General features: G+C 69.8%; 23 protein-coding genes and 1 tRNA gene. 12 read left to right on the forward strand and 12 right to left on the reverse strand.

Translation table 11 applies throughout. From position 1 onward, the window contains the following. Positions 1–141: 141 nt before the first annotated feature. Entirely contained in the window at positions 142–1,446 is a 1,305-nt protein-coding gene (locus VF592_RS08950; protein WP_331005277.1) for a hemolysin family protein, read from the reverse strand. A 124-nt stretch (positions 1,447–1,570) separates the two neighbouring features. Here VF592_RS08950 and VF592_RS08955 point away from each other — a divergent pair, with 124 nt between their 5' ends. Then, positions 1,571–2,251, forward strand: coding sequence for an OmpA family protein (locus tag VF592_RS08955; RefSeq protein ID WP_331005278.1), 681 nt, complete (start codon positions 1,571–1,573; stop codon positions 2,249–2,251). A gap of 40 nt (positions 2,252–2,291) precedes the next feature. Here the strand turns inward: VF592_RS08955 and VF592_RS08960 are convergent, their stop codons facing one another. Further along, entirely contained in the window at positions 2,292–2,720 is a 429-nt protein-coding gene (locus tag VF592_RS08960; protein WP_331005279.1) for a nucleoside deaminase, read from the reverse strand. Between the two features lie 143 nt (positions 2,721–2,863). Between VF592_RS08960 and rpmB the strand changes: the two genes are divergently transcribed. After that, positions 2,864–3,160 carry a 50S ribosomal protein L28 gene (rpmB, locus tag VF592_RS08965; protein ID WP_331005280.1) on the forward strand — a complete coding sequence of 99 codons (297 nt, stop codon included), beginning with the start codon at positions 2,864–2,866 and terminating at the stop codon, positions 3,158–3,160. 111 nt (positions 3,161–3,271) lie between these two features. Here rpmB and VF592_RS08970 read toward each other — a convergent pair whose 3' ends face one another. Beyond that, positions 3,272–4,261 (reverse strand): esterase-like activity of phytase family protein, encoded by a 990-nt coding sequence (locus VF592_RS08970; protein ID WP_331005281.1) that lies wholly within the window; start codon positions 4,259–4,261, stop codon positions 3,272–3,274. Positions 4,262–4,401: 140 nt separating this feature from the next. On the opposite strand from VF592_RS08970, the gene VF592_RS08975 reads away from it, so the two are divergent. Further along, a complete protein-coding gene (locus VF592_RS08975; RefSeq protein WP_331005282.1) occupies positions 4,402–4,767 on the forward strand; it encodes a glycine zipper 2TM domain-containing protein in 366 nt (121 codons plus the stop codon). Positions 4,768–5,124: 357 nt separating this feature from the next. Here the strand turns inward: VF592_RS08975 and VF592_RS08980 are convergent, their stop codons facing one another. The 6 genes from VF592_RS08980 to VF592_RS09005 all read right to left on the reverse strand — a co-directional run bounded on the left by VF592_RS08980 (position 5,125) and on the right by VF592_RS09005 (position 11,987). Then, positions 5,125–5,454 (reverse strand): hypothetical protein, encoded by a 330-nt coding sequence (locus tag VF592_RS08980; RefSeq protein WP_331005283.1) that lies wholly within the window; start codon positions 5,452–5,454, stop codon positions 5,125–5,127. 486 nt (positions 5,455–5,940) lie between these two features. Then, positions 5,941–6,663: an acetoacetyl-CoA reductase gene (gene phbB, locus VF592_RS08985; RefSeq protein WP_331005284.1), complete on the reverse strand. Its 723-nt coding sequence runs from the start codon at positions 6,661–6,663 to the stop codon at positions 5,941–5,943. Between the two features lie 30 nt (positions 6,664–6,693). Next, complete coding sequence (hemH, locus tag VF592_RS08990) at positions 6,694–7,701, reverse strand: ferrochelatase (protein WP_331005285.1); 1,008 nt, start codon at positions 7,699–7,701, stop codon at positions 6,694–6,696. After that, complete coding sequence (locus VF592_RS08995) at positions 7,698–9,902, reverse strand: xanthine dehydrogenase family protein molybdopterin-binding subunit (RefSeq protein WP_331005286.1); 2,205 nt, start codon at positions 9,900–9,902, stop codon at positions 7,698–7,700. The genes hemH and VF592_RS08995 overlap by 4 nt, the downstream gene beginning before the upstream one ends. Positions 9,903–10,268: 366 nt before the next feature. Beyond that, the gene (locus tag VF592_RS09000) at positions 10,269–11,720 is read right to left on the reverse strand and encodes a S41 family peptidase (protein WP_331005287.1); all 1,452 of its coding nucleotides are present in this window, start codon (positions 11,718–11,720) and stop codon (positions 10,269–10,271) included. 193 nt (positions 11,721–11,913) lie between these two features. After that, a tRNA-Gln gene (locus VF592_RS09005) sits at positions 11,914–11,987 on the reverse strand. Between the two features lie 173 nt (positions 11,988–12,160). Here VF592_RS09005 and VF592_RS09010 point away from each other — a divergent pair. Then, positions 12,161–13,231 (forward strand): Ppx/GppA phosphatase family protein, encoded by a 1,071-nt coding sequence (locus tag VF592_RS09010; protein ID WP_331005288.1) that lies wholly within the window; start codon positions 12,161–12,163, stop codon positions 13,229–13,231. Between the two features lie 10 nt (positions 13,232–13,241). Further along, the gene (locus VF592_RS09015; protein ID WP_331005289.1) at positions 13,242–13,907 is read left to right on the forward strand and encodes an RlmE family RNA methyltransferase; all 666 of its coding nucleotides are present in this window, start codon (positions 13,242–13,244) and stop codon (positions 13,905–13,907) included. A 241-nt stretch (positions 13,908–14,148) separates the two neighbouring features. On the opposite strand, the gene rpoZ is transcribed toward VF592_RS09015, so the two are convergent. Further along, positions 14,149–14,493 (reverse strand): DNA-directed RNA polymerase subunit omega, encoded by a 345-nt coding sequence (gene rpoZ / locus VF592_RS09020; protein ID WP_331005290.1) that lies wholly within the window; start codon positions 14,491–14,493, stop codon positions 14,149–14,151. Positions 14,494–14,640: 147 nt separating this feature from the next. On the opposite strand from rpoZ, the gene VF592_RS09025 reads away from it, so the two are divergent. Further along, the gene (locus VF592_RS09025; RefSeq protein ID WP_331005291.1) at positions 14,641–15,837 is read left to right on the forward strand and encodes a phosphatidylserine/phosphatidylglycerophosphate/cardiolipin synthase family protein; all 1,197 of its coding nucleotides are present in this window, start codon (positions 14,641–14,643) and stop codon (positions 15,835–15,837) included. Between the two features lie 117 nt (positions 15,838–15,954). Here VF592_RS09025 and VF592_RS09030 read toward each other — a convergent pair whose 3' ends face one another. Further along, positions 15,955–16,566 (reverse strand): methyltransferase, encoded by a 612-nt coding sequence (locus VF592_RS09030; protein ID WP_331005292.1) that lies wholly within the window; start codon positions 16,564–16,566, stop codon positions 15,955–15,957. A gap of 133 nt (positions 16,567–16,699) precedes the next feature. Here VF592_RS09030 and VF592_RS09035 point away from each other — a divergent pair, with 133 nt between their 5' ends. Together VF592_RS09035 and VF592_RS09040 are read left to right on the forward strand one after the other, a co-directional pair. Beyond that, positions 16,700–17,023, forward strand: coding sequence for an antibiotic biosynthesis monooxygenase (locus VF592_RS09035; protein ID WP_331005293.1), 324 nt, complete (start codon positions 16,700–16,702; stop codon positions 17,021–17,023). Next, positions 17,020–18,303, forward strand: a complete 1,284-nt coding sequence (locus VF592_RS09040) for an MFS transporter (protein WP_331005294.1) — start codon at positions 17,020–17,022, stop codon at positions 18,301–18,303. The genes VF592_RS09035 and VF592_RS09040 overlap by 4 nt, the downstream gene beginning before the upstream one ends. Positions 18,304–18,376: 73 nt before the next feature. Here the strand turns inward: VF592_RS09040 and VF592_RS09045 are convergent, their stop codons facing one another. After that, positions 18,377–20,659 carry a CDC48 family AAA ATPase gene (locus tag VF592_RS09045; RefSeq protein WP_331005295.1) on the reverse strand — a complete coding sequence of 761 codons (2,283 nt, stop codon included), beginning with the start codon at positions 20,657–20,659 and terminating at the stop codon, positions 18,377–18,379. Between the two features lie 268 nt (positions 20,660–20,927). Here VF592_RS09045 and VF592_RS09050 point away from each other — a divergent pair, with 268 nt between their 5' ends. From VF592_RS09050 to VF592_RS09065, 4 genes are all read left to right on the forward strand, one after another. After that, positions 20,928–21,812, forward strand: coding sequence for a LysR substrate-binding domain-containing protein (locus VF592_RS09050; RefSeq protein WP_331005296.1), 885 nt, complete (start codon positions 20,928–20,930; stop codon positions 21,810–21,812). A 64-nt stretch (positions 21,813–21,876) separates the two neighbouring features. Continuing rightward, positions 21,877–22,320, forward strand: a complete 444-nt coding sequence (locus VF592_RS09055; RefSeq protein ID WP_331005297.1) for a MarR family winged helix-turn-helix transcriptional regulator — start codon at positions 21,877–21,879, stop codon at positions 22,318–22,320. Next, on the forward strand, positions 22,313–23,374 hold the full coding sequence (locus VF592_RS09060; protein ID WP_331005298.1) for an HlyD family secretion protein: 1,062 nt from the start codon (positions 22,313–22,315) through the stop codon (positions 23,372–23,374). The genes VF592_RS09055 and VF592_RS09060 overlap by 8 nt, the downstream gene beginning before the upstream one ends. Positions 23,375–23,450: 76 nt before the next feature. Beyond that, positions 23,451–24,935, forward strand: coding sequence for a DHA2 family efflux MFS transporter permease subunit (locus tag VF592_RS09065; protein WP_414714192.1), 1,485 nt, complete (start codon positions 23,451–23,453; stop codon positions 24,933–24,935). Positions 24,936–24,944 lie beyond the last annotated feature (9 nt).

Genomic DNA, 24,944 nt, shown 5'->3' on the forward strand with positions numbered 1-24,944 from the left:
ATTTACTCCCGTGTCGGCCCTCCGGCGCCGAGAAGAAGGACAGAAGGAACAAGAAACGCGGGAGTAAATCCCGTGTCGTCGGCCGCGGCCGGGGGCCGCGCCGGCCGGATGGGCGGCGCGGGGCATTTGTGTGATTTTCGGCTAGCTCTCCACGCTCACCAGCAGCTTGTCGATCCGCCGCCCATCTAGGTCCACCACTTCGAACCGCCACCCCTGCTCGACGAAACTCTCCCCCTCGCCCGGCAGGTGCTTGAACACCGCCAGCGCCAGCCCCGCTACCGTGGCGTAGTCGCGGTCCTCGGGCAGGTCGATCCCCAGCCGGTCCGCCAGCGAATCGGCCGCCGCCGTTCCCGCCACCAGCAGCGACCCGTCGTCGCGCTCGACGATGGCGGGCGCCTCGTCGGGGTCGGTGTCCGACGCGAACTCGCCCGCGATCGCGGCGAGCAGGTCGGCGGGGGTCACGATCCCCTCGAAATGCCCATATTCGTCATGGATCATCGCCATGGGCACCTCCGCCTCGCGCAGCGCGACCAATGCGTCCATCGCGTCGATCTGGTCGATGACGACGGGCGCCTTGCGGAGCAGGCGGTGAAGGTCGAGCGTCTCGCCCCGGAACAGCGCGCCCGCGATGTCGCGCGCCTGGACCACGCCCACCACCGTGTCGATCGATCCCGACACCACGGGCAGGCGGGTGTGCGGCGTGGCGAGCAGGATCTCGCGGATCCGGTCGGGGGTGGCGTCGACATCGACCCAGTCGACCTCGGTGCGCGGCGTCATCACCTCGCGCACCGGCCGGTCGGCGAGCCTGACCACGCCCGAGATGATCGAGCGTTCATGCTCCTCGATCACCCCCGACTTCGACGCCTCCGCGACGACCAGGTGCAATTCCTCGGCGGTCACCTGGTCCTCGGTCTCGCGCTCCAGCCGCATCAGGCGGAACAGCAGCGCGCTGGTCTTGTCGAGCAGCCATACCAAAGGCGCGGTCGCCACCGCCAGCCAGCGCATCGGCAGCGCCATGATCGCGGCGATCGCCTCGGGCCGGCGCAGCGCGAACTGCTTGGGCACCAGCTCGCCGATAATCAGCGACGCATAGGTGGTCAGCGCGATCACCAGCGCATAGCCGACCGTCTCCGCCGTTTCCGCCGCCATGCCCAGCAGCTCCAGCCGCGCCGCCGTCGGCCCGCCCAGGCTGGCACCCGAATAGGCACCGGCGACGATACCGATCAGCGTGATGCCGATCTGCACGGTGGACAGGAATTTGGACGGATCGGACGCCAGCTCGATCGCCGCGCGGGGCCCGCGCCTGCCGGTGCGCGCCATTGCCTCCAGCCGGGCCTTGCGCGCGGAAACGATCGCCAGCTCGCTCATCGCGAACACGCCGTTCAACGCGACCAGCGCCGCGATGATCAGAACGTCGATCCAGGGGAAAGGAGGAAGCGGTGCCATTGGCGGGGTCCGCTCCATTTGACGGCATCCGCGCCCCCGCGCAACCGTCCTCGACGATGCGCACCCGGAACGATCGCCGGTGCGCGTGTGTTGTGGACGGATCAGTATTCAAGGAGCGTATCCGATGACCCTGTTCGCCAAATCGCTTGCCGGCCTGTCCGCGCTCGCGCTGCTCGCCACCACCGCGTGCACCACCGACCCGGAAACGGGTCAGCGCGGCATCTCCAAGGCGGCGATCGGCGGCATCGGCGGCGCGCTGGGCGGTTATCTGTTGGGCGATCTCGTGGGCGGGCGGCGCGACCGGACGGAGAAGATCCTGGGCGCCGGGATCGGCGGTCTCGCCGGGGCCGGGATCGGCGCCTATATGGACCGTCAGGAGCGCGACCTGCGCGCGCGCACCGCGGGCACCGACGTTCAGGTCATCCGCCAGGGCGACGACCTGATCCTCAACATCCCGTCGGGCATCAACTTCGCCTATAATTCGGCGGAGGTGCAGCCGCAGTTCCAGCGCACGCTCGATCAGGTGGCGGGCACGCTGGCCGAATATAACCAGACCTATCTGGACGTGTACGGCCATACCGACGCGACCGGCTCGGACGCGTACAACCAGTCGCTTTCGGAACGACGCGCCACCTCGGTCGCCGACTATCTCGCGTCGCGCGGCGTCCAGCCCGTGCGGCTGGGCACACGCGGCTTCGGCGAGAGGCAGCACATCGCGTCCAACGACACGGAGGAAGGCCGCGCCGCCAATCGCCGGGTCGAGATCAAGATCGTACCGATCAGCCAGAACGACGCGCGCGGCTGATCGACCGTCCCGGCCCTCTCCCGCCGCGGCGGGAGAGGCGCTATCGCCGTTCCGCAAAGAAGTCCCGCAACAGGTTTCCAGCCGCGCCCGCGCCCAGTCCCGCATAAACCTCCGGGCGATGGTGGCAGGTCGGATGCGCGAACACGCGCGCGCCATGGTCCACGCCACCGCCCTTGGGGTCGCTCGCGCCGTAATAAAGCCGTCCGATCCGCGCATGGGCGATCGCCCCCGCGCACATCGCGCAGGGCTCCAGCGTCACCCACAGATCGCAGCCGTCCAGTCGCTCAATGCCCAGCAGCGCCGCGCCCTCGCGGATCACGCGTATCTCGGCATGGGCGGTGGGATCGCGCAGGCGGCGCGGCGCGTTGCCCGCCGCCGCGATCACCGCATCGCCGCGCATCAGCACCGCCCCGACCGGCACCTCGCCCAGCCCGGCGGCGGCGCGCGCTTCGGCCAGGGCGCGACGCATCGGTTCGGGAAGTGGGAACATCGGGGCTGGGTGGGCCGGAGCGGGCCGACACGTCAAGCGCGGTCGCCTCCCTGTTGACCTTGCCGTCGGCCGCCGCTATCCGCCCACCCTTTCCGAACGCCCGTATTTCCAGGACCAACGACATGTCGCGCATCTGCGAACTGACCGGCAAGGGCCGGATGGTGGGAAACAATGTTTCCCACGCCAACAACAAGACCAAGCGCACCTTCCTGCCCAATCTGCAGAACGTGACCTTGCTGTCCGATTCGCTCGATCGCCCGGTCCGCCTGCGCGTTTCGGCGCACGGCCTGCGCTCGGTCGAGCATAATGGTGGCCTCGACAATTGGCTGGTCAAGACCTCCAACGAGAAGCTGTCGCTGCGCGCGCGTCGCCTGAAGCGCGACATCGTGAAGAAATTGGGCCAAGCCCAAGCCGCGTAAGCCCGCTTACGCGGCGGTGCGCGCCAAGGCGCGCATGGGCCGGGCCGGCGAGCGAGCGAGCGGCCAAGCCGCTTCGCTCGTCCGACGTGAAGCGGTTCCGTCGTCGCTCCCTCACCCCAGCCGGAATTTCAGCAGCAGCGTCCGCTGAAGCCGAAACTGGTTGTCGTCCGACACCAGCCAGACGATCGTCGCGTCCCCCTCGCGCGTGACCGCCAGCCCCTCGAAATTGTCGCGCGGCAGAGGCACCCGCAACCGCGCCACCGTCCGCCCCCCGACCACGGCGCCGGGCCGCACCGCGCCGCGCTCGACCAGCGCCAGCCTCGTGCTCCACCGGAATGGCAGGTCGAACCCGCGCTCCAGCACCAGCAGCCGGCCGTCGGGCAGCTCGGCCACGTCCACGGGGTCATGCCCGCGCTCGGGCCGATAGGCGAACCGCGCGATTCGCGTTTTCGGGTCGGTCGGGTCGCGGGCGAAGATCAGTCCCACGCGCGCCTCGGCACGCCGACCGTCCGCGCCCCTTGGCGGGCGACGGGCTTCGGCGATCACCAGAAAGCGTCCGTCGCGCAGCCGCGTCATGCTTTCGGACCCGCCCCCGCCAGGCCAGCGCGCCATGGCCCGCGGCGCGCGCCATCGCTCGCCCCGTGCAAAGCCGGGTGCGTAACGCCAGATCGCATTGGCGTTCTCGAACGCCACCCAGATCCGGCCATCGCGGGGGTCGGTCGTCATCGCCTCCGCGTCCCGCTCGGCCTTGGTCCATCCGGTCCCGGGTCCGGCCGGCAGCGGATCGAGACGGTGGCCGTGGACCTGCCAGTTCCCATCCATCCGGAACCGAAGAAGGACACCCCCGTCGCTTAGCAAGGTGAACCGATCGCCCGCGACCGCGAGCGCCGAATAGCCGCCGAATGCCGGGTCGGCGCTTGCCAGCGCCACCCCGCCCAGAAAGGTGAGCGCCCCCACGCGCCGCTCGACCGGACCGGTCACCCGCTCGACGCTCAGGCGCGGCGCGGCGCCGGGCAGCTCCAGCCGCTTCTCCCCCGCCCAGCCGGGAACGATCAGCAGAACAAGCAACAGGGTCGGCAGGACGCGCACCCAGCGGGTCATAGCCGCCGCATGGAGCCAGCATAGCCTGAACCGCGGATAACGAGCGCATTCAGGATCGGCTCAACGCGACTCGCTTAGAAAGCTGACATCGACGGAGGGGACCTCCCCAGCCGCCAGGATCAAGCCAAGGAGTATCGGCCATGTTCAAGAAGCTGTCGCTCGCCGCTGCCGCGCTCACCATGACCGCCGGCGCGCTCGTCCCCGCCACCGCCGCCGATGCGCAGGGCCGCAGCCGATACGAGCGCGGATACGGCAACTACGACCGGGGTTATGACGATCGCTATGAGCGTCGCCAGTATCGCGACCGCCGCGGCTACAACAATGCGCGTCGGTGCCGCTCGGGCGACACCGGTACGCTGGTCGGCGCGATCGCGGGCGGGCTTCTGGGCCGCACGATCGATACGCGGGGCGACCGGCTGCTCGGAACCGTGCTGGGCGCCGGTGGCGGCGCGCTCGCAGGGCGGGCGATCGAGCGGAGTTCGGATTGCGGTCGGCGGTACCGCTGACCGCGATCCGAACCGGACGGCGGGTCGTCGGCTAAGCCGATGAACCCGTCCGACGGCGGCTTTGCCGTCGTCCCCTTCTTAACTTCTTCACAAGTTACCGCCCGTAGGCGGTGCGTAGAGCTCCCGCGTAGCGTATCGGGAGCGAGGGGCCGGCTCGGCGTATTGAGCCGGCCCCTTTGTTTTGCGCAGCGTAGGCGCGGCTACGCCCGCGCCGCTGCAAGCCGCGAAGCGGCGAGCAACGCAAGCACGGCCGGCGGGCGCGAAGCGACCGGTTCGACGTCGAGCACGCGGCTTCGCCGCGGGCGGGGGTGAAGTTTTGAGGTTGGTTGTCCGCTGTGGGTGGAAAGCCGACATTCGTCAGAACATCACGTGCCCCGTTTCCGCCGTGACGATTGCGCCGCTCTCATACCCGTTCAGGTCGGATAAAATCGCAAGTGACGACCCATCTTCGAACGTGAATGTAAGCCTGAGGTCCTCCCGCTCGACGCTGTGGATATTTCGACCGAGCAGACGGTGCAGGATCACTGGCGGACGGTGTTCGGCTTGGCAATCATACGACCAAGCTGTGCCATCCGGCTCTATGTGAATGATCGCATTCTCTACATTGATAAGTCGCTCGCTTTCGAAGCTGAACTGCAATCCGAAAGGATCGAACCGCACTTGGGCGAGTGCGTCGCCGACGAACATCTGAAGTGTCTTGGCGGGCGGAAATGGTCGCATTGCCGATGCGTACCATCGTCACCGGCGAGCGTCACGGCATGTCAGCTAAGGGTCGGAAGCAGATTGTCTGCTTTGACAGGTGACTCAGGGGCGTGACAGGACGGCCGCGCCAGCGTGGCAGAATTAGACGCACCGGGCGAAACCAGGAGGTTGCAGGTGAAAACCCTGTTGCTGGTAAATTCGCGAGCTATTCGGGCAAGCCGCCACGTCTGCTATTGGGCGGTAGCGGTCGTTCGCCGATGGGCGCTGAACGTCCGCCATGGGTCGAAACGCGACGTCCACGCACCCCGCCACCCACGCCCATGATGAAATGGAGCAAGAAGCGACGGCGAAGCCGCCGCCGTGACGTCGAACGGGCTTGCCCGCTTGCGCGGCCAACCCGTCGGCCGTGTCGGGCGCCGCGCTCGGCTCCCGCCTCGCGCATCGGCGCGGGCGTGGCCGCGCCTGCGCCCGTCAGTACATATGCTGCCCGCCATTGATGCTCAGCGTCGACCCCGTCACGAACCCCGCATCCTCGCCGCACAGAAACACCACGCCCCGCGCGATCTCCGCCGCCGCGCCCAGCCGGCCGACGGGTATGCGCGCCACGATCTTCTCCAGCACGTCGCCCGGCACCGCCGCCACCATGTCCGTGTCGATGTAACCCGGCGCGATCGCGTTCACCGTCACCCCGAATTTCGCGCCCTCCTGCGCCAGCGCCTTGGTGAAGCCGTGGATACCCGATTTCGCGGCGGCGTAATTGACCTGGCCGTACTGACCGGCCTGCCCGTTGATCGAGCCGATATTGACGATCCGTCCCCATTTGCGTGTCCGCATTCCCGGAAACACCGCCTTCGCCATGTTGAAGCAGCCGCCCAGATTCGTGTCGATCACCTCGCGCCACGCCTGATAATCCATCTTCAGGATGGTGCCGTCGCGCGTGATGCCGGCATTGTTGACGACCACGTCGACCGGCCCCAGTTCCTCGGCCACCCTGGCGCACCCTGCCTGGCAGGCATCGTAATCGGCGACGTCCCACCTGTACGCCTTGATCCCGGTCCGCTTGCTGAACTCGGCCGCGCGCGCCTCGTTGCCCGCAAAGGTCGCCGCGACCGTCATGCCGCTCTCCTGGAGCGCGAGGCTGATCGCCTCGCCGATCCCGCGCGTTCCGCCCGTGACGATCGCTATCCGTGCCATCCGCTCTCTCCTGCTATTATCTCGTTCAGGCTATTCAACGGCCACCCAGCCCGCAAGCTCCCGCGTCAGGATGCTGCGCAGCATTTCCATGCCCGGCGGGCTGTCGTTGAGGCAGGGCAGATAGGCGAAGCGCTCGCCGCCCGCGCCCTCGAAGCTCTCGCGCCCGCGGATCGCCAGCTCCTCCAGCGTCTCGATACAGTCGGCCGAGAACCCCGGCGCGAAGATCGCGACCTTCTTCACGCCCTTCGTGCCCAGCTCCTCCAGCACCGTGTCGGTCGCGGGCGTCAGCCATTTGGCGGGGCCGAAGCGCGACTGGAAGGCGACCACCAGTTCCCGGTTCATTGCCTCGGACAGCAGCCGCGCCGTCTTGCGGCAATGGCAGTGATAGGGATCGCCCAGCTCCAACGTCCGCTGCGGCATCCCGTGAAAGCTCGCTATCACCGCCTCGGGCTCGAAATCGAGCGCCGCGAGTTCCGCCTCGACCAGCGTCTTGAGCGCGCCGATATAGGCCGGATCGTCATGATAGGGCGGCAGGGTCCGGATCGCCGGCTGCCAGCGCTTGGCCGCGAAATGCGCGAACGCGCGGTCGTTCGCGGTCGCGGTCGTCGCCGCGCAATATTGCGGATAAAGCGGCGCCAGCAGGATACGCTCGCACCCCGCCTCCTTCATCGCGTCGATCCGCTCGGGGATGGACGGATTGCCGTAGCGCATCGCGTAATCGACGATCACACCCGGCCCGAACGCGCCCTGGAGCGCGGCGCACTGCGCACGCGTGATCGCCGCCAGCGGCGATCCGTCGTCGGTCCACACCAGCCCGTACGCATGGGCCGATTTCTTGGGCCGCGTCTGCAGGATGATCCCGCGCAGGATCGGCTGCCAGGCGAGCTTGGGGATCTCCACCACCCGCTTGTCCGACAGGAATTCGAGCAGATAGCGTTTGACCGCGCGGGGGGTCGGCTCGTCGGGGGTGCCCAGATTGGTGAGCAGCACGCCCACCTTGCGGGGTGGGATGGCGGGATGATCGGGCGGCGGGTTCATCCGCCCGATCTAAGGGGCATCGACCGGATGCGGTAGCCCGTCGCGGCCTGCAACGCATTGGCGATGGCGGGAGCGACCGGCGGCACCGCGAGTTCGCTCACCCCGCCGGGCTGCTCGGCGCTCGCGATCAGCTCGACGGTGATGTCGGGCGTGTCGGCCAGCCTGGGCAGCCACAGCGTGTCGAACCCCCGCGCGGTCGCCCGCCCGCCGGCATAGCCGGTCGTCGCGCCCAGCGCCTGACCCAGCCCGAAGATCAGCCCGCCCTCGATCTGCTGACGCACCAGGTCGGGGTTGATCACCGTTCCGCAATCCACCGCCGCCACCAGCCGCCGGACCTCCGGTCGGCCGTCGGCCCCCAACAGCGCTTCGGCGAGCACCGCGATCCGGCTGCCGCGAAAGCCGTGGCACGCGATTCCCTGCCCCGATCCCGCCACGCCGCCCTCCCAGCCGCCGAGCGAAGCCACCGTCGACAGGCATCGCGCCAGGCGGACATCGCCGGCCAGCATCCCGATCCGGAACGACACCGGCTCCGACGCGCCCGCATGGGCCAGCTCGTCGAGGAAACATTCGGTGAAGAAACAGCCATGGCCATGCGCTCCGCCGCGGACATGGCCGGTCGCCACCCCAATCTCGGCGGGATGATGATCGATCGCATAGGCCGGCAGGCGATAGGGCGGCACCGCTCCGGCCGTCGCGTACGGATCGCCCGGCCCCGCCGCGAACGCCGTGCCGGGCAGCAGCCGCTCCGCCAGTGCGCGGCCGGTCGAGGGAGCGGCGATCTTCGCGCTCCACCCTGATATCCCCCCGCCGGGCGCGAGCCGCGCCGCCATGCGCGCCATGGCGGGCGGACGGTGCCGCGCCCGCGCCAGCTCCTCGCCACGCGACCAGACCAGGTTGACCGGCCGCCTGAGCACGACGGCCAGCCGCGCCGCCTGCTCCACCACGTCCGCGTCGATCCGCGCGCCGAACCCGCCGCCGATCAGCATGGGATGGATGACCACCGCATCCTCGCCGACCCCCGCCCCGCGCGCCGCCATTGCGCGCGCGTGCACCGGCGCCTCGGTCTGGCACCAGATCTCCAGCCGTCCGTCGCGATAGGCGGCGACCGCGCTCGCCGTCTCGATCGCGGCGGCGACGCCGAAGCCGGTGCGGTAGGTCGCGGTGACCAAAGTCGCGCCCCGGAACACCGGCGCCAGATCCCCGCCGGCCGCGATCCGCGTTCCCGGCCCATCGAGCGCGGCGGTCAGCGCCGCCTCGATCGACGCGTCGTCCACCCCGGGCGCGCGCGATTCGAAGCGGGGCGCGAGCGCGTCGAGCCCCTGTCGCGCCGCCCAGCCCGTGGTGGCCACCGCCGCGACCCAATCGGGCGTCTCCACCACCTGGACCATGCCGCGCACCCGGTCCGCCGCCGCGCGGTCCACGCGCACCAGTCGCCCGCCCCTGGCCGGCGCGGCGCGGACCGCCGCATGGACCATGTCCGCCAGCCGGATGTCGCCCGCGAAATTGGCCGATCCGTCGGCCTTGGACGGCGCGTCGAGCCGGGGCAGCGATTCGCCCGTCAGCTTGCCCGCGCCCGCCTGGCCGATCGGCGCCGCGTCGGGCAGCGATTCTCCCGCCGCTTCGGCCGCGAGCTCGGCGAAGCGCGCCCGCCTGCCCTCATGCACCACGAAGCCCCGATCGACGGTGCACGCCTCCCACGCCACGCCCCAGCGCCGCGCGGCGGCGCGGCACAACAGCATCCGCGCCGCCGCGCCGGCCGTGCGCGCCGGCTCCTCGAACCGGCGCACCGAACTCGATCCGGCGGTCAGCATCAGCGGCAGCGCGGTCAGATAGCGCGCGCGCATCCCGGCCGGCACCCGCCCGAACAGGCCCGCGAACAGCTCCTGCGCCCCGATCGCATTGGCGTAAAGCGGGTTCACCGGTGCCGCCTCGACGCCCACCGTGCGCCAATCCGCGCCCAGCTCGTCCGCGACGATCTGGGGCAGCGCGGTATAGACGCCCTGCCCGCCCTCGGCCTGCGGCACCGCGACGATCACCCGCCCGTCCTCGCCGACCTTCAACCACGCCCCGAACCCATGCTCGCCGGGCCCCAGCGCCAGATTGGCCGGATAATCACGCGGCCAGAGCGCCCAGGCGACGAGCAATCCCACGCCCGCACCCCCGCTCACGAGCAGCCCCCGCCTGCTGATCCCCTCCGCCATCCCTGGGGCCCTAACGAAGCCTGTGCCCCGCCGAAAGGGCGACGGTCGGGCGACAATACGGTCCGGACCGGATCAGGCTCTTCGTACCGGCGTCGCGAACCTCGTCGCAACCCATGGCTTATAAGAGGCAGGAGGCCGAAATGCCGGCCTGTGAAGAGCATCTTCAGTCAATGCGGAAAACCGCCTGATGTACAAGGACAGCTCCGACATACTCTGGCCTGTCGCCTTCGCAGGACGGGCGAGCGGTCGTCGAGCGGTTCACGCTCCTGACTTGCCCGATCCCGCCCATCTCGGTCGAAACCGTCTAGGCCTGGACGGTCGGGCAGCGGGAACACCCGACCGAGCTTCGCCTTTAGACAAGGCCGTTCAGAACAACCCGGGCACCTCGCGCTGGGGAGCCGTCGGCGCGTTAGGGGTCAGCAATTCGCGCCGGCTCGCGGCGACAGGAGTCGGCGTCACGCTGGCCTGTCGCGTCACCGACGAGATGGTGGAACAGCTCCGCCCGGCCAGGAAGTCGAGCGCCGAGCGCACCGACGCCTCGCGCGGGTCGCCCAGCTGGAACGCCAGATCGTCCGGGGCGCTGCAGCTCGCCTGCACCACCGTTCGCAGCCCGTCGAAATAGTCGCCGCGCCGGTCGCGATTCTGCGTCGCGAACGCGACCACGCGCAGCCGGTCGTCGCACGCCTCGCGGTCGAGCGCGATCTGCCCCACCGGCTTGCCGAAGGTGTTGGTCCCGATCAGCGCGGCACGATTGCCCAGATACGGCACGAACGCATTGACCACGAGTTCGCTCGCCGACGCGGTCGCGCCCGTGCCGATAAACGCGATGCGCGTCGGCGCGATCGACTCGGCCTTGGGCGAGAAGGAACGCGTCTCGTTCTCCGCCGACTTTTCGGGGCGAAAGGTCGTGAAGCTGAACACGTCCGCGCCCGTCCGGTCACGGCCCAGCAGGTCGCCCATCAGTTCCGCGGTCGAGACCAGACCGCCGCCATTATAGCGGAAATCGATCACTATTTCGGTCACTCCCGCCGATCGGAAGGACGCAAAGGCCTGGCGCAGCGCAGGATCGGCGGTGGAGATGAAGGTACGCAGGTTGAGATAGCCCACCTGCCGCCCGCCATCGTTGATGATCCGCGCGCCATAGCGCGAGGACACGGGGGTTAGTTCGAAATCGGCCTTGATGACGCTCACCTCGCGGGTCCCGCCCGCCGGGTCCGACACGCGCAGCACCCGACCGGTTCCCGCCGTGTTCGGCCCGAGCGCGTTGTTCAGCCCCGTGCCGCCCTCACTCGCCAGGATCTCGCTTACCAGCCGCAAATTGCCGGCACTCGTGCCGATCGCCAGGATCTCGGTTCCCCGGTCGATCCCCGCCGCGAGCGCCGGGGCGCCCTCGAACGCCTCGGTCACCAGCAGCCGCCGGTTGGACGAGTCGAGCGCCAGCCGGACGCCGAACCCCGCGCTCGACCCGGAGCTGAAGAACGCGTTCTCCTCGCGGATCGAGGTCAGATAAGTGAAGAACCGGTCGCGCCGTTGCGCGCGGGCGGTCGCGGTCAGCCCGTCGATATAGTCGTCCACCGTCGTGAAGGCGGCAGGGTCGAGCGCGGGCGGCAATGTTTCGGGAAACAGATACCATTCGCGCAACTGCGCCGCGGCCCAGTCCTGCCGGCTCCGCAGCGAACAGGTGCCCGTCGCGGGGGGCGTAGGCGTGGGCGTCGGCGCGACGGCGACCGGCGTCGACGACTGCGAACCACCCCCGCCGCCACAAGACGACATCGTGGCGAGCAGCGCCCCCAACGCTCCGATACGCGACCGCTTCATGCCGAACTCCTAGCTTTTCCGATGCTTAGCGTGTGGAATTGACCATGTCAGGCCTTTATCGTTCGCTGCATGTACGCGCGCTCGCGCAACTCGGATGCAGGCGCTTGGAGCGGCCACGCACCCGACGGCCGAGCACGACCTGTCGCGCGATAGCGGAGCGGCTTTCCGGGCGACGTAGCGATCAGGAGGGAAATGGATGCCCCGTGAGGATTCGAACCTCAATTAACGGAGTCAGAGTCCGCAGTCTTACCATTAGACGACAGGGCAGCGCGGTCGGGCGTTTACGGCGCCGGCTCGGGGCTGTCAACGACGCCGGGCGGCCGTACGTCGCGTGGCGGGAGCGCTTGTGATCGCGGGTCCGACCCGCTAGCTATGGCTCAGGTACCGAGCGGCCGCGAATGGCGGCCGCGGCGGCAGAACATAAGAATGGAATGAACGGCATGGGGGATCGACCCGACCTGCCGTACCGGCAGGCCCCGCCCGGATCCGATGGGCCCGCCCGTCCGGCCCCTGCGCGGCCCGCCCCGTCCGGCGACGTCGCGGCACCCGGTCGCGGCCAGCCGCGCCACTTCGCGGCGCTCGACCTTGGCACCAACAATTGCCGGCTGCTGATCGCCCGCCCGCAAGGATCGGGGTTCACGGTGGTGGACGCCTTTTCGCGCATCGTGCGGTTGGGCGAGGGGCTCGCCGCGACCGGTCGGCTCAGCGACCACGCGGTCGAGCGCACCATCGCGGCGCTGCGCGTCTGCGCCGACAAGCTGCGCCGCCGCAACGTCCTGCTCGCCCGCTCGGTCGCGACGGAGGCGTGCCGGCGGGCGGTCAACGGCGCCGCCTTCATCGAGCGCGCCTATGCCGAAACCGGCATCCATCTCGACATCATCTCCGCCGAGGAGGAGGCGCGGCTGGCCGTGCTCGGCTGCCACGCGCTGCTCGAGCCCGGCGACGGACCCGCGCTCGTCTTCGACATCGGCGGCGGCTCGACCGAGCTGGTGCTGATCGACACGCGCCACTCCCCGCCGCGCATCGTCGACTGGCATTCGGCCCCCTGGGGCGTGGTGTCGCTGACCGAACATGCGGGCGGCGGCGAGGGAGCGGACGGGCGTGCGGCCGCCTATGCGCGGATGCGCGCGCTGGTCGCCGACAGCATGGCGGCCTTTGCGGCCCGGCTTCCCGTCGGTCCGGTGCGCCCGCGGCTGCTGGGCACCAGCGGCACGGTGACGACCTTGGCCTCGGTCCATCTCGGCCTCGACCGCTACGACCGGGCGGCGGTGGACGGCCTGATCGTCCCGGCCGAGGCGATGCGCGACATCAGCCTGCGCCTGTCCGACATGGCGATCGAGGACCGCGCCAAATTCCCGTGCATCGGCACCGAGCGCGCCGATCTGGTCGTTGCGGGCTGCGCCATCCTGGAGACGATCATGGACCTGTGGCCCGCCGAGCGGCTCGGCATCGCCGATCGCGGCATCCGCGAGGGCATATTGCGCCGCCTGATGGGGAACCCCCACCCGTGAGTTCCAACTCGTGAGCAGGGGTGGGTCGGGCGGGCGCACCCGCGTCAAGACGGCGCGCAGCCGCACCGCGCAGTCGACCCGCTGGCTCGAACGCCATCTGAACGATCCCTATGTCCGCCGCGCCAAGGCGGAGGGGTATCGCAGCCGCGCGGCCTACAAGCTGATCGAGCTCGACGAACGCTTCGCCTTTCTGAAGGGCACCCGCCGCGTCGTCGATCTGGGCATCGCACCCGGCGGATGGAGTCAGGTGGTGCGCAAGCTCGTGCCCCAGGCGACGCTGGTCGGCATCGACCTGCTGCCCGTCGATCCGATCGACGGGGTGACGATCCTCCATATGGACTTCATGGACGACGCGGCGCCGCGCCTGCTGACCGAGGCGCTGGGCGGCCAGGCCGACCTCGTCCTGTCCGACATGGCGGCCAACACCGTCGGCCACCCGCAGACCGACCACCTTCGCACCATGGCGCTGGTCGAGACGGGCATGGCCTTCGCCGCGGACATCCTGCGGCCCGGCGGCGCCTATGTCGCCAAGGTGCTGGCGGGGGGCGCGGACCATGATCTGGTCGCGGAGCTGAAGCGGCTGTTCACGACGGTCAAGCACGCCAAGCCGCCGGCGAGCCGGAAGGAGTCATCGGAATGGTACGTGGTCGCGCAGGGGTTCAAGGCCGAGGCGTAGGGAGGGCGCAGCGACGTCCGCACCGGTGCGCTGGCAAAGCCTGCGCAGCCCGAGCCCGGCCGACGGGCGCATAGCGACCCGTTCGATGTCGCAACGGCGGCTTTGCCGTCGTCGGATCAGAGGGAAAAAGCCTACAGATCAGGCTCCGCCGCGGCAAAGCCGCGCCGTCGGTCGCCGCCGCGCGACGCCGGCCGGACTTCGGCCGATCCTCGCCTGACGGCCTTGCCGTCAGGCTCGGGGCTCAGCCGTCATAATCCCCGCCCAGATTCTGATTCCGCGGCGGTGCCGCCGCCGTCAGCCGCAAGGCCTCCGCCGATGCCGACAGCGAGCCGACCGCGTCCGCCTCGTCGTCATCGTCGACCTGCACGCGCTGTAGCCCGTTGATCACGGCTTCCTGCAGATGATCCGGCCGCACCAGTTCCTCGGCGATCTCGCGGAGTGCCACGACCGGGTTCTTGTCGCGATCGCGGTCGATCAACAGCTCGGCCCCGCCGGATATCTGCCGCGCGCGCTGCGCCGCGAACAGCACCAGGTCGAACCGGTTGGGGATCTTGTCGACGCAATCCTCGACGGTGACGCGCGCCATGGACGATGTCCTTGCATGATAACGATGGAAGTGAACGCGGCGACCTAGCGGCCCTGGTCTCCGAAGTCAACGAAACGGCCCCGTCCCGTGCCGGACCACCAGCGCGACAACATGGGCGACCCCGCCGCGTTCTGCTAGGCGATGCAGGTGACCACCCCTTCGCCCCAGCCCGGCGCCGACGAAGAACCGCCCGCCCAGCCCCGCTTCACGGTCGGGGACGACCGGCTGACATTGCTCGACACGGGGCCGCGCCGGTTCGCGGCGATGCTCGACCTGATCGCCGGGGCGACGGCATCGCTGCGGCTGCTTTATTATATCTATGCCGACGACCTATCCGGCCGCCGGATCAACCAAGCGCTGATCGCCGCCGCCGGGCGCGGCGTCGCGGTCAACGTCATCGTGGACGGCTTCGGCTGCGACGTGCCGCCCGACTTCTTCAAACCGCTGCGCGCGGCGGGCGCGTCGGTATGCCGGTTCGAGCCGCGCTGGGGCCGACGCTTCCTGCTCCGCAACCACCAGAAGCTCGCGCTCGCCGACGCCGAGGGCGACGCGCGGATCATCATTGGCGGCTTCAACATCGAGGACGATTATTTCGGCACCGCGGCCGACGGGTCCTGGCGCGACCTGGGCCTGCTTGTCGAGGGACCGACGGCGGCGCGGCTGGCGGGCTATTTCGACGCGCTCGACCAATGGGTGCGGCGCCCCAAGCCGCTGCTCCGCCACCTCAACCGCGCGCTCCGCCGCTGGAGCGAGAAGGAGGGACAGACCCGTTGGCTGATCGGCGGCCCGACGCGGCGCCTGAGCCCCTGGGCGCGGGCGGTACGCGACGACATGCGGGGCGCCCGGCGGATCGACATGGTCGCGGGCTATTTCACGCCCAGCCCGACGATGCTCCGCCAGCTGGACCGCGCGGGGCGGCGGGGACGGGACGTGCGCATCGTCACCGCCGCCAAGTCCGACAACACCGCCACCGTCTCGGCGGCGCGCTTCACCTATGCCGGGCTGCTGCGCAAGGGCGTGCGCATCTTCGAGTATCAGCCCGCCAAGCTCCACACCAAACTCTACGCGATCGACGACATCGTCCATATCGGCTCGGCCAATTTCGACATGCGCAGCCTGTTCATCAACCTGGAACTCATGCTCCGCATCGACGATTCCGCCTTCGCCCGGCACGTCCACGCCTATGTCGACGGCGAGATCGCACGGTCGGAGGCGGTCACGATCGAGGCCTATCGCGCGCGCACGGGCCCCGTCACGCGGGTGCGGCAGTTCCTGGCCTATATGCTGGTGGGCGTCGTGGACCCGGGCGTGTCGCGGGGGGTAAATCTGGGGGTGGGTAGCTAAAGACCCCTCCCCGGCAGGCGATAGCGAAGCCGCCGCTTCAACGTCGAACGGCTCGCTTCGCGCGCGTCGGCCGTGGCGAACCGTACGCGTCGCGCACCGGCGCGGGCGTCGCCGCGCCTAGTCCCGCCAGCCCCAGTAAAGCTGCGCCGGCGGCACGTTCCACCATTCGATGTCATGGTCCAGCCGATCGAAATGCGGCGCCAGGAAATCGCGGACCTTGGGGCTGAACTGATACACCAGGAATGCGCCGCCGACCCGCAGCACGCGGTGCGTGGCCGCCGCGATCTCCGGCCCCACACCGGCGGGCAGGGTCGAGAAGGGCAGCCCCGACAGGACGTAATCGGCATGGTCGAAGCCGTGGTCGCGGACGATCTGCTCGACATCGGCGGCCGATCCATGAACCGCTGAGAAGCGGCTGTCGGGGATGGTGTGCCGCAGATAGCTGACGAAATCCTCGTTGGTGTCGATCGTCACCAGCATCGCATCGGGCGCCATCCGTTCCAGGATGGGGCGGCAGAAAGTGCCGACGCCCGGACCATATTCGACGAACAGCTTGCATGTCGCCCAGTCGACGGGCGCCAGCATCCGCGCGATCGTCCGGTCGGACGAGGGGATGATCGATCCCACCATGACGGGGTGCTTCAGGAACCCCTGAAAGAACATCTGCCAGGGCGAGGGCACACCGGCGGCCTTGCGCGCGCGGCGCGCGGTGGCGGTCGAACTGGGCATTGGGTTCCTATTCCCCTGAAGATCGGGCGATCCGCCCCGTCGCATGGAAAGTCACGACCGCGCAAGTTGCACGACCAACGCCGCGACCGCCCCACGGGTTGCGCGCCCGCCCCCAGGGCTTATGCGGCTCCCCATGCACGACGACCGGTGCGGCGCGATAGCCGTGATCTTCCTGTCGACCCGGAGCGGCGACGATCCGGGCGGCTATGCCGATGCCGCCGCGGCGATGGAGACGCTCGCGCGCCGCCAGCCCGGCTTCATCGGCGTCGACAGCGCGCGCGGAAGCGACGGCGTCGGCATCACGGTGAGCTACTGGACCGACGAGGCCGCGGCGGTCGCCTGGCGCGCGCATCCCGAACACGCCGCGATCCGCGATCGTGGCCGCGCCGCCTGGTACACCGACTACCGCGTCGAGGTCGCCCAGGTCACGCGCAGCTATGGCTGGACGCGCCCATGAGCGCGCGCGTCGACCGGCAGTTCCTGATCCTCTTTACGGTGATGCTCACCATCGCGGCCGGCAACACCGCGCTGCAATCGGTCCTTCCCGCGCTCGGCCGATCGCTGGGGGTTGCCGACGCCGCGGTCGCCGCGGCCTTTTCGGTGTCCGCCCTCCTATGGGTGATCGCCGCGCCCTTCTGGGCCAACCGTTCGGACCGGAGCGGGCGGCGCGCGATGATCCTGCTGGGCATGGCCGGGTTCACCATTTCGCTGCTGTTGTGCGGGGTGTTCCTGGCGGCGGGGATCAATGGCTGGATCGGCGGGACGATGGCGTTCGCGCTCTTCATCGCGGGGCGGCTGATCTACGGCGCGCTCGGCGCCGCCGCGCCCCCGGCCGTCCAGGCGCTGGTCGCCGGTTCCACCACGCCGGCGGAGCGGACCAAGGCGCTCACCCTGCTCGCCTCCGCCTTCGGACTGGGGACGATCATGGGCCCGGCGATCGCGCCCTATCTGATCCTGGGCCATGTCGGCACGGTCGAGATCGGGCTTGCGGGCCCCGCCTTTGCCGGGGCGATCTTCGGGATGTTCATGCTCGTCGCGGTCTGGCGCATCCTCCCCGACGACCGCCTCCCCGCCGCACGGGGCCACGGCACGATGAGCGCCTATCCCTCGATCGGCGGCGGGCCGACCGGCGCGACCGTCGCCGCCTCGATCGGCCGTGACGCGCTTGCCTCGGAGCCGGTCGGCTATCTCGACCCGCGCATCCGGGGCTGGATGATCGTCGGGCTGGTGATGGGCCATGCCCAGGCGATGACGGGCCAGGCGATCGGATTCCTGGTGATCGATCGGCTGGGCCTTCCCCCGGCGGAAGCGTTGCAGCCGACCGGGCTGGTGCTCATCATGGGGTCGGGCGCCGCGCTGCTGGCGCAGTGGGGGATCATCCCGCTCCTCGACCTCAAGCCGCGCCAGCTCGTGCTCAGCGGGCTCGCGCTGGCCGCGGTCGGCACGGTGCTGACGGGGTTCGCGACCTCGCTCTACGGCATCGCCACCGCCTTTGCGTTGGCCTGCCTGGGCTTCGGCTTCGTCCGCCCCGGCTTCACCGCGGGGGCCAGCCTGGCGGTCGGCCCGGAGGCGCAAGGACCGGTCGCGGGCAAGGTCACGAGCGTCAACGGCGCCAGCTTCGTGCTCGGCCCCTCGATCGGGGTCGGGCTCTACGCCGCGAACCATGCTTTGCCCTATGCCATCGCCGGCGCCGGCTGCGCGCTGCTGATCGCCTATGCGTGGCGGGTGCTGCGATAGCCCGGCCGGCGGGCGTCGCGGCAGAGCCGCGCCGTCGGTCGTAGTTGCACTACGCCGGCCGAGCTTGCGCGCGTCAGTCGGACTTGCTCGACTGCCGCGCTGCGCTGGGAAACGCGAATCCGATCGGTTGCACCGACGCCGCATCCTGCTTCAACCGGCTCGCCATCTGCTCGTAATCGCGTTCCATCTCGGGCGTCACGCTCGCACGCGACTCCAGCAAGGCCGCCTCGAAGTCCGCCATCGTCACCTGCTCCGACTGGAGCGACCGCCGCAGCGCCACCAGCCCCGCGCGGCGCACCACGTCCTCCAGGTCGGCGCCGGTGAAGCGGTCGGTCCGCCGCGCCACCTCGTTCAGGTCGACATTGTCCGCCAGCGGCATCTTGCCCGTCTGGATCGCCAGGATGCGTGCCCGCCCCTCCTCGGTCGGCACGCCCACATAGACGAGCTCGTCGAATCGCCCCGGCCGGAGCAGCGCCGGGTCGATGAGGTTGGGCCGGTTGGTCGCGCCGATGACGACCACCGCCTGCAGTTCCTCCAGCCCGTCCATCTCGGCCAGGATGGTGTTGACCACGCGCTCCGTCACCTGCGGCTCGCCCATGCCGCCGCCGCGCGCGGGGACCAGGCTGTCGAGCTCGTCGATGAAGATCACCGTCGGGGCGACCTGGCGCGCGCGCTGGAACAGCCGGGCGATCTGCTGCTCGCTTTCGCCATACCATTTCGACAACAGGTCGCTCGACTTGGTGGCGATGAAGTTCGCCTCCGCCTCGCGCGCGACCGCCTTGGCCAGCAGCGTCTTGCCGGTGCCGGGCGGGCCATAGAGCAGGAACCCCTTGGCCGGGCGGATGCCCAGCCGCCGGAACGCGTCGGGGTCCTTGAGCGGGAGCTCGACGCCTTCCTTCAGGCGCATCTGCGCGGCGTCGAGCCCGCCGACATCCTCCCAGCGGACGCGCGGCGCCTCCACCATCACCTCGCGCATCGCCGATGGCTGGACGCGCTTCAATGCCCCCAGGAAATCGTCGCGCGTGACCGACAGCTGATCGAGCACCTCGGGCGGGATCGTCCGATCCTCCAGGTTCAGTTTCGGCATGATCCGCCGCACCGCCTCGATCGCCGCCTCGCGGGTCAGCGCCGACAGGTCCGCGCCGACGAAGCCATAGGTGGTGCGCGACAATTCGGCCAAGTCGACATCGTCGGTCAGCGGCATGCCGCGCGTGTGGATGCCCAATATCTCGCGCCGGCCGCGCTCGTCGGGCACCCCGACCACGATCTCGCGGTCGAACCGGCCGGGCCGCCGCAACGCCTCGTCGATCGCCTCGGGCCGGTTGGTCGCCGCGATCACGACGAGGTTGGCGCGCGCCTCCAGCCCGTCCATCAGCGTCAGCAGCTGCGCGACGAGCCGTTTCTCCGCCTCGCCCGACACCTGGCCGCGCTTGGGCGCGATCGAGTCGATCTCGTCGATGAAGACGATCGACGGGGCGTTCTTGCTGGCGTTCTCGAACACTTCGCGCAAGCGCGCCTCGGACTCGCCGTACGCCGAGCCCATGATCTCCGGGCCGTTGATCAGGAAGAATTGCGCGTCCGACTCGTTCGCCACCGCCCGCGCCAGCCGGGTCTTGCCGGTGCCGGGCGGCCCGTGGAGCAGCACCCCCTTGGGCGGATCGACACCCAGCCGCTGGAACAATTCGGGATAGCGCAGCGGCAGCTCGACCATCTCGCGCAGCTGATCGATCGTCGGCCCCATGCCGCCGATATCGTCATAGGTGACATCGGCCCGCCGCGCGGCCTGCGGCTCCTCATATTCGGTGCGCAGCTCGACCTCGGTATGCTCGTCGATATGCACCACGCCCTTGGGGACGGCGGACACGACCAGCAGCCTGATCTCCTGCAACGCATAGGCGGGCGCGTTGACGAAGCGGCGGACGCTCGGGTCCATCTGGTCGACGCGCTGGTGCCCCGCGGTCGCGACGATGTCGCCGCCCACCAGCGGCCGGCCCAGAAAAGTGCGCTTCAAGGCGACGCTCGACCCCTGGAGCCGCAGATTCTGCTGGGCGGGGGCGAAGACGACGCGGGTGGCGGGTTTCGACTCGACCTTGCGGATCTCGACGAAATCGCCCGATCCGACCCCGGCATTGGCGCGCTGGAGCCCGTCGATGCGCAGCAGGTCGAGCCCCTCGTCCTCGGGATAGGGGTAGACGGCGCGCGCGGGCGTCAATTTCTTGCCGGCGATCTCGATCGTGTCGCCCTCCGCCAGCTGGAGCGCCGCCATCAGCGCGCGGGGCACATGGGCGAGGCCGCGCCCCGAGTCTTCCGGTCGCGCATTGGCGACCTGGATGCGCCGGGGTTCCTGATCCGCCATGATGTTCTCGCGCCTGTTTTCGGGTGGGTCAACGAAGCGCGCGAGATAGGAAGGCGGTTCCCCGACCGCGAGGCCTGCGCGCGAACGAAAAAAAGGCCGGTCCCCGAAGGAGCCGGCCTGGAAAGTTATTAGGAGAGGATGCCTGAAAGGCCTGAACTGAATGCCGCGCTGCGGAATATGTTGCAAGTGCGAAATGGCGTGAATACGATTGCAGCCGCTGCATTCGTCATATCATTGCGATAGGCACGATCAGAGGGAGAGGATCAGGATGCGCAGGCTGCCGCCGCTCGGCGCGATCGAGGCGTTCGTCGCGGTCGCGCGCTCGGGATCGGTCAAGGCGGCCGCGACCGAGCTCGCCCTCTCGCCCCCCGCGCTCAGCCGCCGTATCCAGACGCTGGAACGCTTCGTCGGCCGCCCTCTGTTCGACCGGCGGCACCAAGCGACGATCCCCAATGGCGACGGCGAGCGCCTGCTCGCCCAGATCGCGCCCGTGCTGGACCAATTGTCCGACGCGGTCGAGGCGATGACGACGGGCACCGAGGTGCTGCGCGTCCGCCTGGGCGTGCTGCCGCTCTTCGCATCGCAGCGGCTCTTTCCCCGGCTGGGCGAACTGCGCCGCGAGCATCCCGAGCTCCACCTCGACATCGACACCGCCGGCCATCCGATGGCGCGGCTGGGCGAAGGCCTGGACGCCGCCATCGCCCTGGCGCGCGAGATCGACCCCACCCTCTATGCCCGCCGGCTCGACCGCAACCGCGTGTTCGTGATCGGCGGCCGCGCGCTGGTCGACGGGACGGATCCGATCACCGATCCGTCGCAGCTGTCGAAACTGACGGCGCTCATCCACCGCGACATGCCCGATACCTTCGCCGCGTGGCGCCACGCCGCCGCGATCGACGATCTCGAACCGCTGGCGGTGGACCAATTCGATTCGGGCGCATTGATGCTGGAGGCGGCGGCGCAGGGGCTGGGCGTCGCCTTCATGCACGAAAGCCATTATCAGGACGCGCACGATCCGCGCCTCGTTCAGCTGTTCGGGATCGAGGTGGAAAGCCCCTACAGCTATTGGTTCGTGTGCCGCCCCCGCGCGCTCCGCACCCAGCCGGTCAAGCTGTTCCACGACTGGCTGATCCGCACGCTCGGCGAGCAATGAGGCGAGCCCGCCGCCGCGAGCGGGCGTGGGTGGAATAGTAATCCATGCTTATTATATGCGTCGCATGAAGGACAATATCGGCTTCCTGCTCAGCGACGTGTCGCGCCTGCTCCGCCGCCGTTTCGACGAACGCGCGCGGCTGATCGGGATCACCCGCCCGCAATGGCGCGCGCTCGCCGCGCTCACCCGCCAGGAGGGCGTCCAGCAGGGCGCGCTCGCCGAACTGCTCGAGGTCGAGCCGATCACGCTCTGCCGCATGATCGACCGGCTGGAAGAGGCGGGGCTCGTCGAGCGCCGCCGTGATCCCGCCGACCGGCGGGCGTGGAACCTGTACCTCACCCCCAAGGCGCGGCCGCTCGTCGAACAGCTGCGCGCGATCGGCGAGGAAGTCCACGCCGCCGCGCTCGCCGACCTGGCGCCGGCCGCCGTCGCCGACTTCACCGCCGGGCTGGAACGCGTCCGCGCCAACCTGTTGACCCCGATCGGTGCGGAGCAGGCCCATGGCTGATGCCGATCCCGGGCGCGACCTGCGCCCCGATGCCGCAGAGACGGAGCGCCCGCGCCGCCGCTGGCTGCGACCCGTCCTGCTCGCGGTCGTGCCGCTGATCCTCGTCGCGGTCGGCGCCTGGATGTGGCTGACCTCGGGGCGCTACGTCTCGACCGACAACGCCTATGTCCAGCAAGACAAGGTGTCGGTCGGCGCCGATGTTGCGGGGCGCATCGTCCAGGTCGCGGTGACCGAGAACCAGATCGTCAAACCGGGCGACCTGCTGTTCCGCATCGATCCCGAACCCTATCGTATCGCTGTCGCCCAGGCGGATGCCGCCATCGCGGGCGCGCAGGTCCAGGTCGCGACCCTGGAGTCCGGGCTGGGCGACAGCGCCGCCGACATTCGCGCCGCGCGCGACCGCATCGCGTCCGCGACCGAGGACTATCAGCGGCAAAGCCAGTTGATGACGCGCGGCTTCACCACCCGCGCCCGGCTGGAACAGGCGCAGCACGCGCTGGAGCAGGCGCGCGCCGAACTCGCCGGGGCGCAGGCGGCGGCGGGCGAGGCGCGCGCCCGGCTGTCGACGGGCGCGGCCGTGCCCGGCGCCAATCCCGCCATCGCCGCCGCCCGCGTCCAACGCGCCAAGGCCGCGCTCGACCTGTCCCGCACCACCGTGCGCGCGCCGCTGGGCGGCATCGTCAGCCAGTCCGACCGGCTTCAGGTCGGGCAGATGATGGTGACGGGCCTCCCCGCGCTCAGCATCGTCGCGAGCGGGCGGACCTGGATCGAGGCGAATTTCAAAGAAACCGATCTGGATCACATGCGCGTCGGCCAGCCCGCCGAAGTCACGTTCGACGCCTATTCGGGGCTGACGCTCAAGGGCCATGTCGCGTCGATCGGCGCGGGCACGGGCTCGGAATTCTCCGTCCTTCCCGCCCAGAACGCCAACGCCAATTGGGTCAAGGTGACGCAGCGCGTACCCGTCAGGATCGCGCTCGACCAGCCCAGCCCGCGCCCGCTGATCGCCGGGCTGTCCGCCGATATCCGGGTGGACGTGCGTGGCGACCGCTAGCTCCGCGCGCGCCGCACCCCCTGCGGACGGCGCGGCGCTGCCCGTCCGCAACCGCGCGCTGCTGACGCTGGGCGTGATGGCGGCGACGATCATGCAGATCCTCGACTCGACCATCGCCAATGTCGCGCTTCCCCACATGCAGACCGCGCTGGGCGCGACGCCCGACACGATCACCTGGGTGCTGACCAGCTATATCGTCGCCTCGGCCATCGCCATCCCGCTGACGGGCTGGCTGTCGGACCGGATCGGCAGCCGCACCCTGTTCCTGTGGTCGGTGGTCGGCTTCGTCATCGCGTCCATGCTGTGCGGGCTGGCGACGAGCCTGACCGACATGGTTTTCTACCGCATCCTCCAGGGCATCGCGGCGGCGTTCATGAACCCACTCAGCCAGACGGTGATGCTCGACATCAACCCGCCCGAGAAACAGGCCAAGGCCATGTCGGTCTGGGGCATGGGGATCATGGTCGGGCCGATCCTGGGGCCGGTGCTGGGCGGCTGGCTGACCGAGAATTACGACTGGCGCTGGGTGTTCTTCGTTAACCTGCCGGTCGGCATCGCCTGTTTCGCGATCCTGTGGGCGCTGCTGCCCTCGCGGCCGATCCGGCGGCGGCCCTTCGACCTGTTCGGCTTCGCGCTGCTCGCGGTCGCGGTGTCCGCGCTCCAGCTGATGCTCGACCGCGGCCAGTCGGAGGACTGGTTCCGATCGGGCGAGGTGTGGGTGGAGGCCATGGTCGCGCTCGCCGCCGCCTGGATGTTCGGGGTGCACCTGTTCACCGGCCGCCGCCCGATGTTCGAACGCGCGCTGCTCGCCAACCGCAATCTGATGACCGGGCTGTTCTTCATGCTCGTCGTGGGCGTGCTGATGATGGCGACGATGGCGCTGCTCCCGCCCATGCTCCAGTCGCTTTACGGCTATCCGGTGCTCGACACCGGGCTGCTGCTGGTGCCGCGCGGGATCGGGATCGTGGCCAGCATGTGGGTCGCCGGGCGGCTGATCGGGCGCGGGGTCGATCCGCGCCTGCTGGTCGGGGTGGGGCTGACGATCGCCGCCGCGTCGTTATGGGAGATGACGGGCTGGACGCTGGTGATGGGGCGCGAGCGCTTCGTGGTCACCGGGCTGATCCAGGGCGCGGGGCTGGGGCTGGTGTTCATCCCGCTCAACCTCATCGCCTTCGCGACGCTCGGCCCCGAGCACCGGACCGAGGGGTCGAGCCTCTTGAACCTCGCGCGCAACATCGGCGCGTCGGTCGGCATCTCGGTGGTCACCGCCTTTCTGGCGATCAACACCCAGACCGGACACCAGGAACTGGCGGGTCACGTCACCGCCTATTCGACCAGCCCGGTCGACCCTTCGTTAACGGCGGTGCTCGGCGCGAACGGCGAGGCGGTCACCGCGATGCTGAACGCGGAGGTCACCCGCCAGGCGGCGATGATCGCCTATCTGGACGATTTCCAGCTGATGATGGTGCTGACCCTCCTCGCCATCCCGCTGGTTCTCCTGCTCCGCCGCCCGCCTCGCGCCGGCGCGATCAAGGTCGACGCCGACGCCATGGGGCATTGAAGCGGCCGG

Source organism: Sphingomonas sp. (genome assembly GCF_036388435.1).
Classification (GTDB): domain Bacteria; phylum Pseudomonadota; class Alphaproteobacteria; order Sphingomonadales; family Sphingomonadaceae; genus Sphingomonas.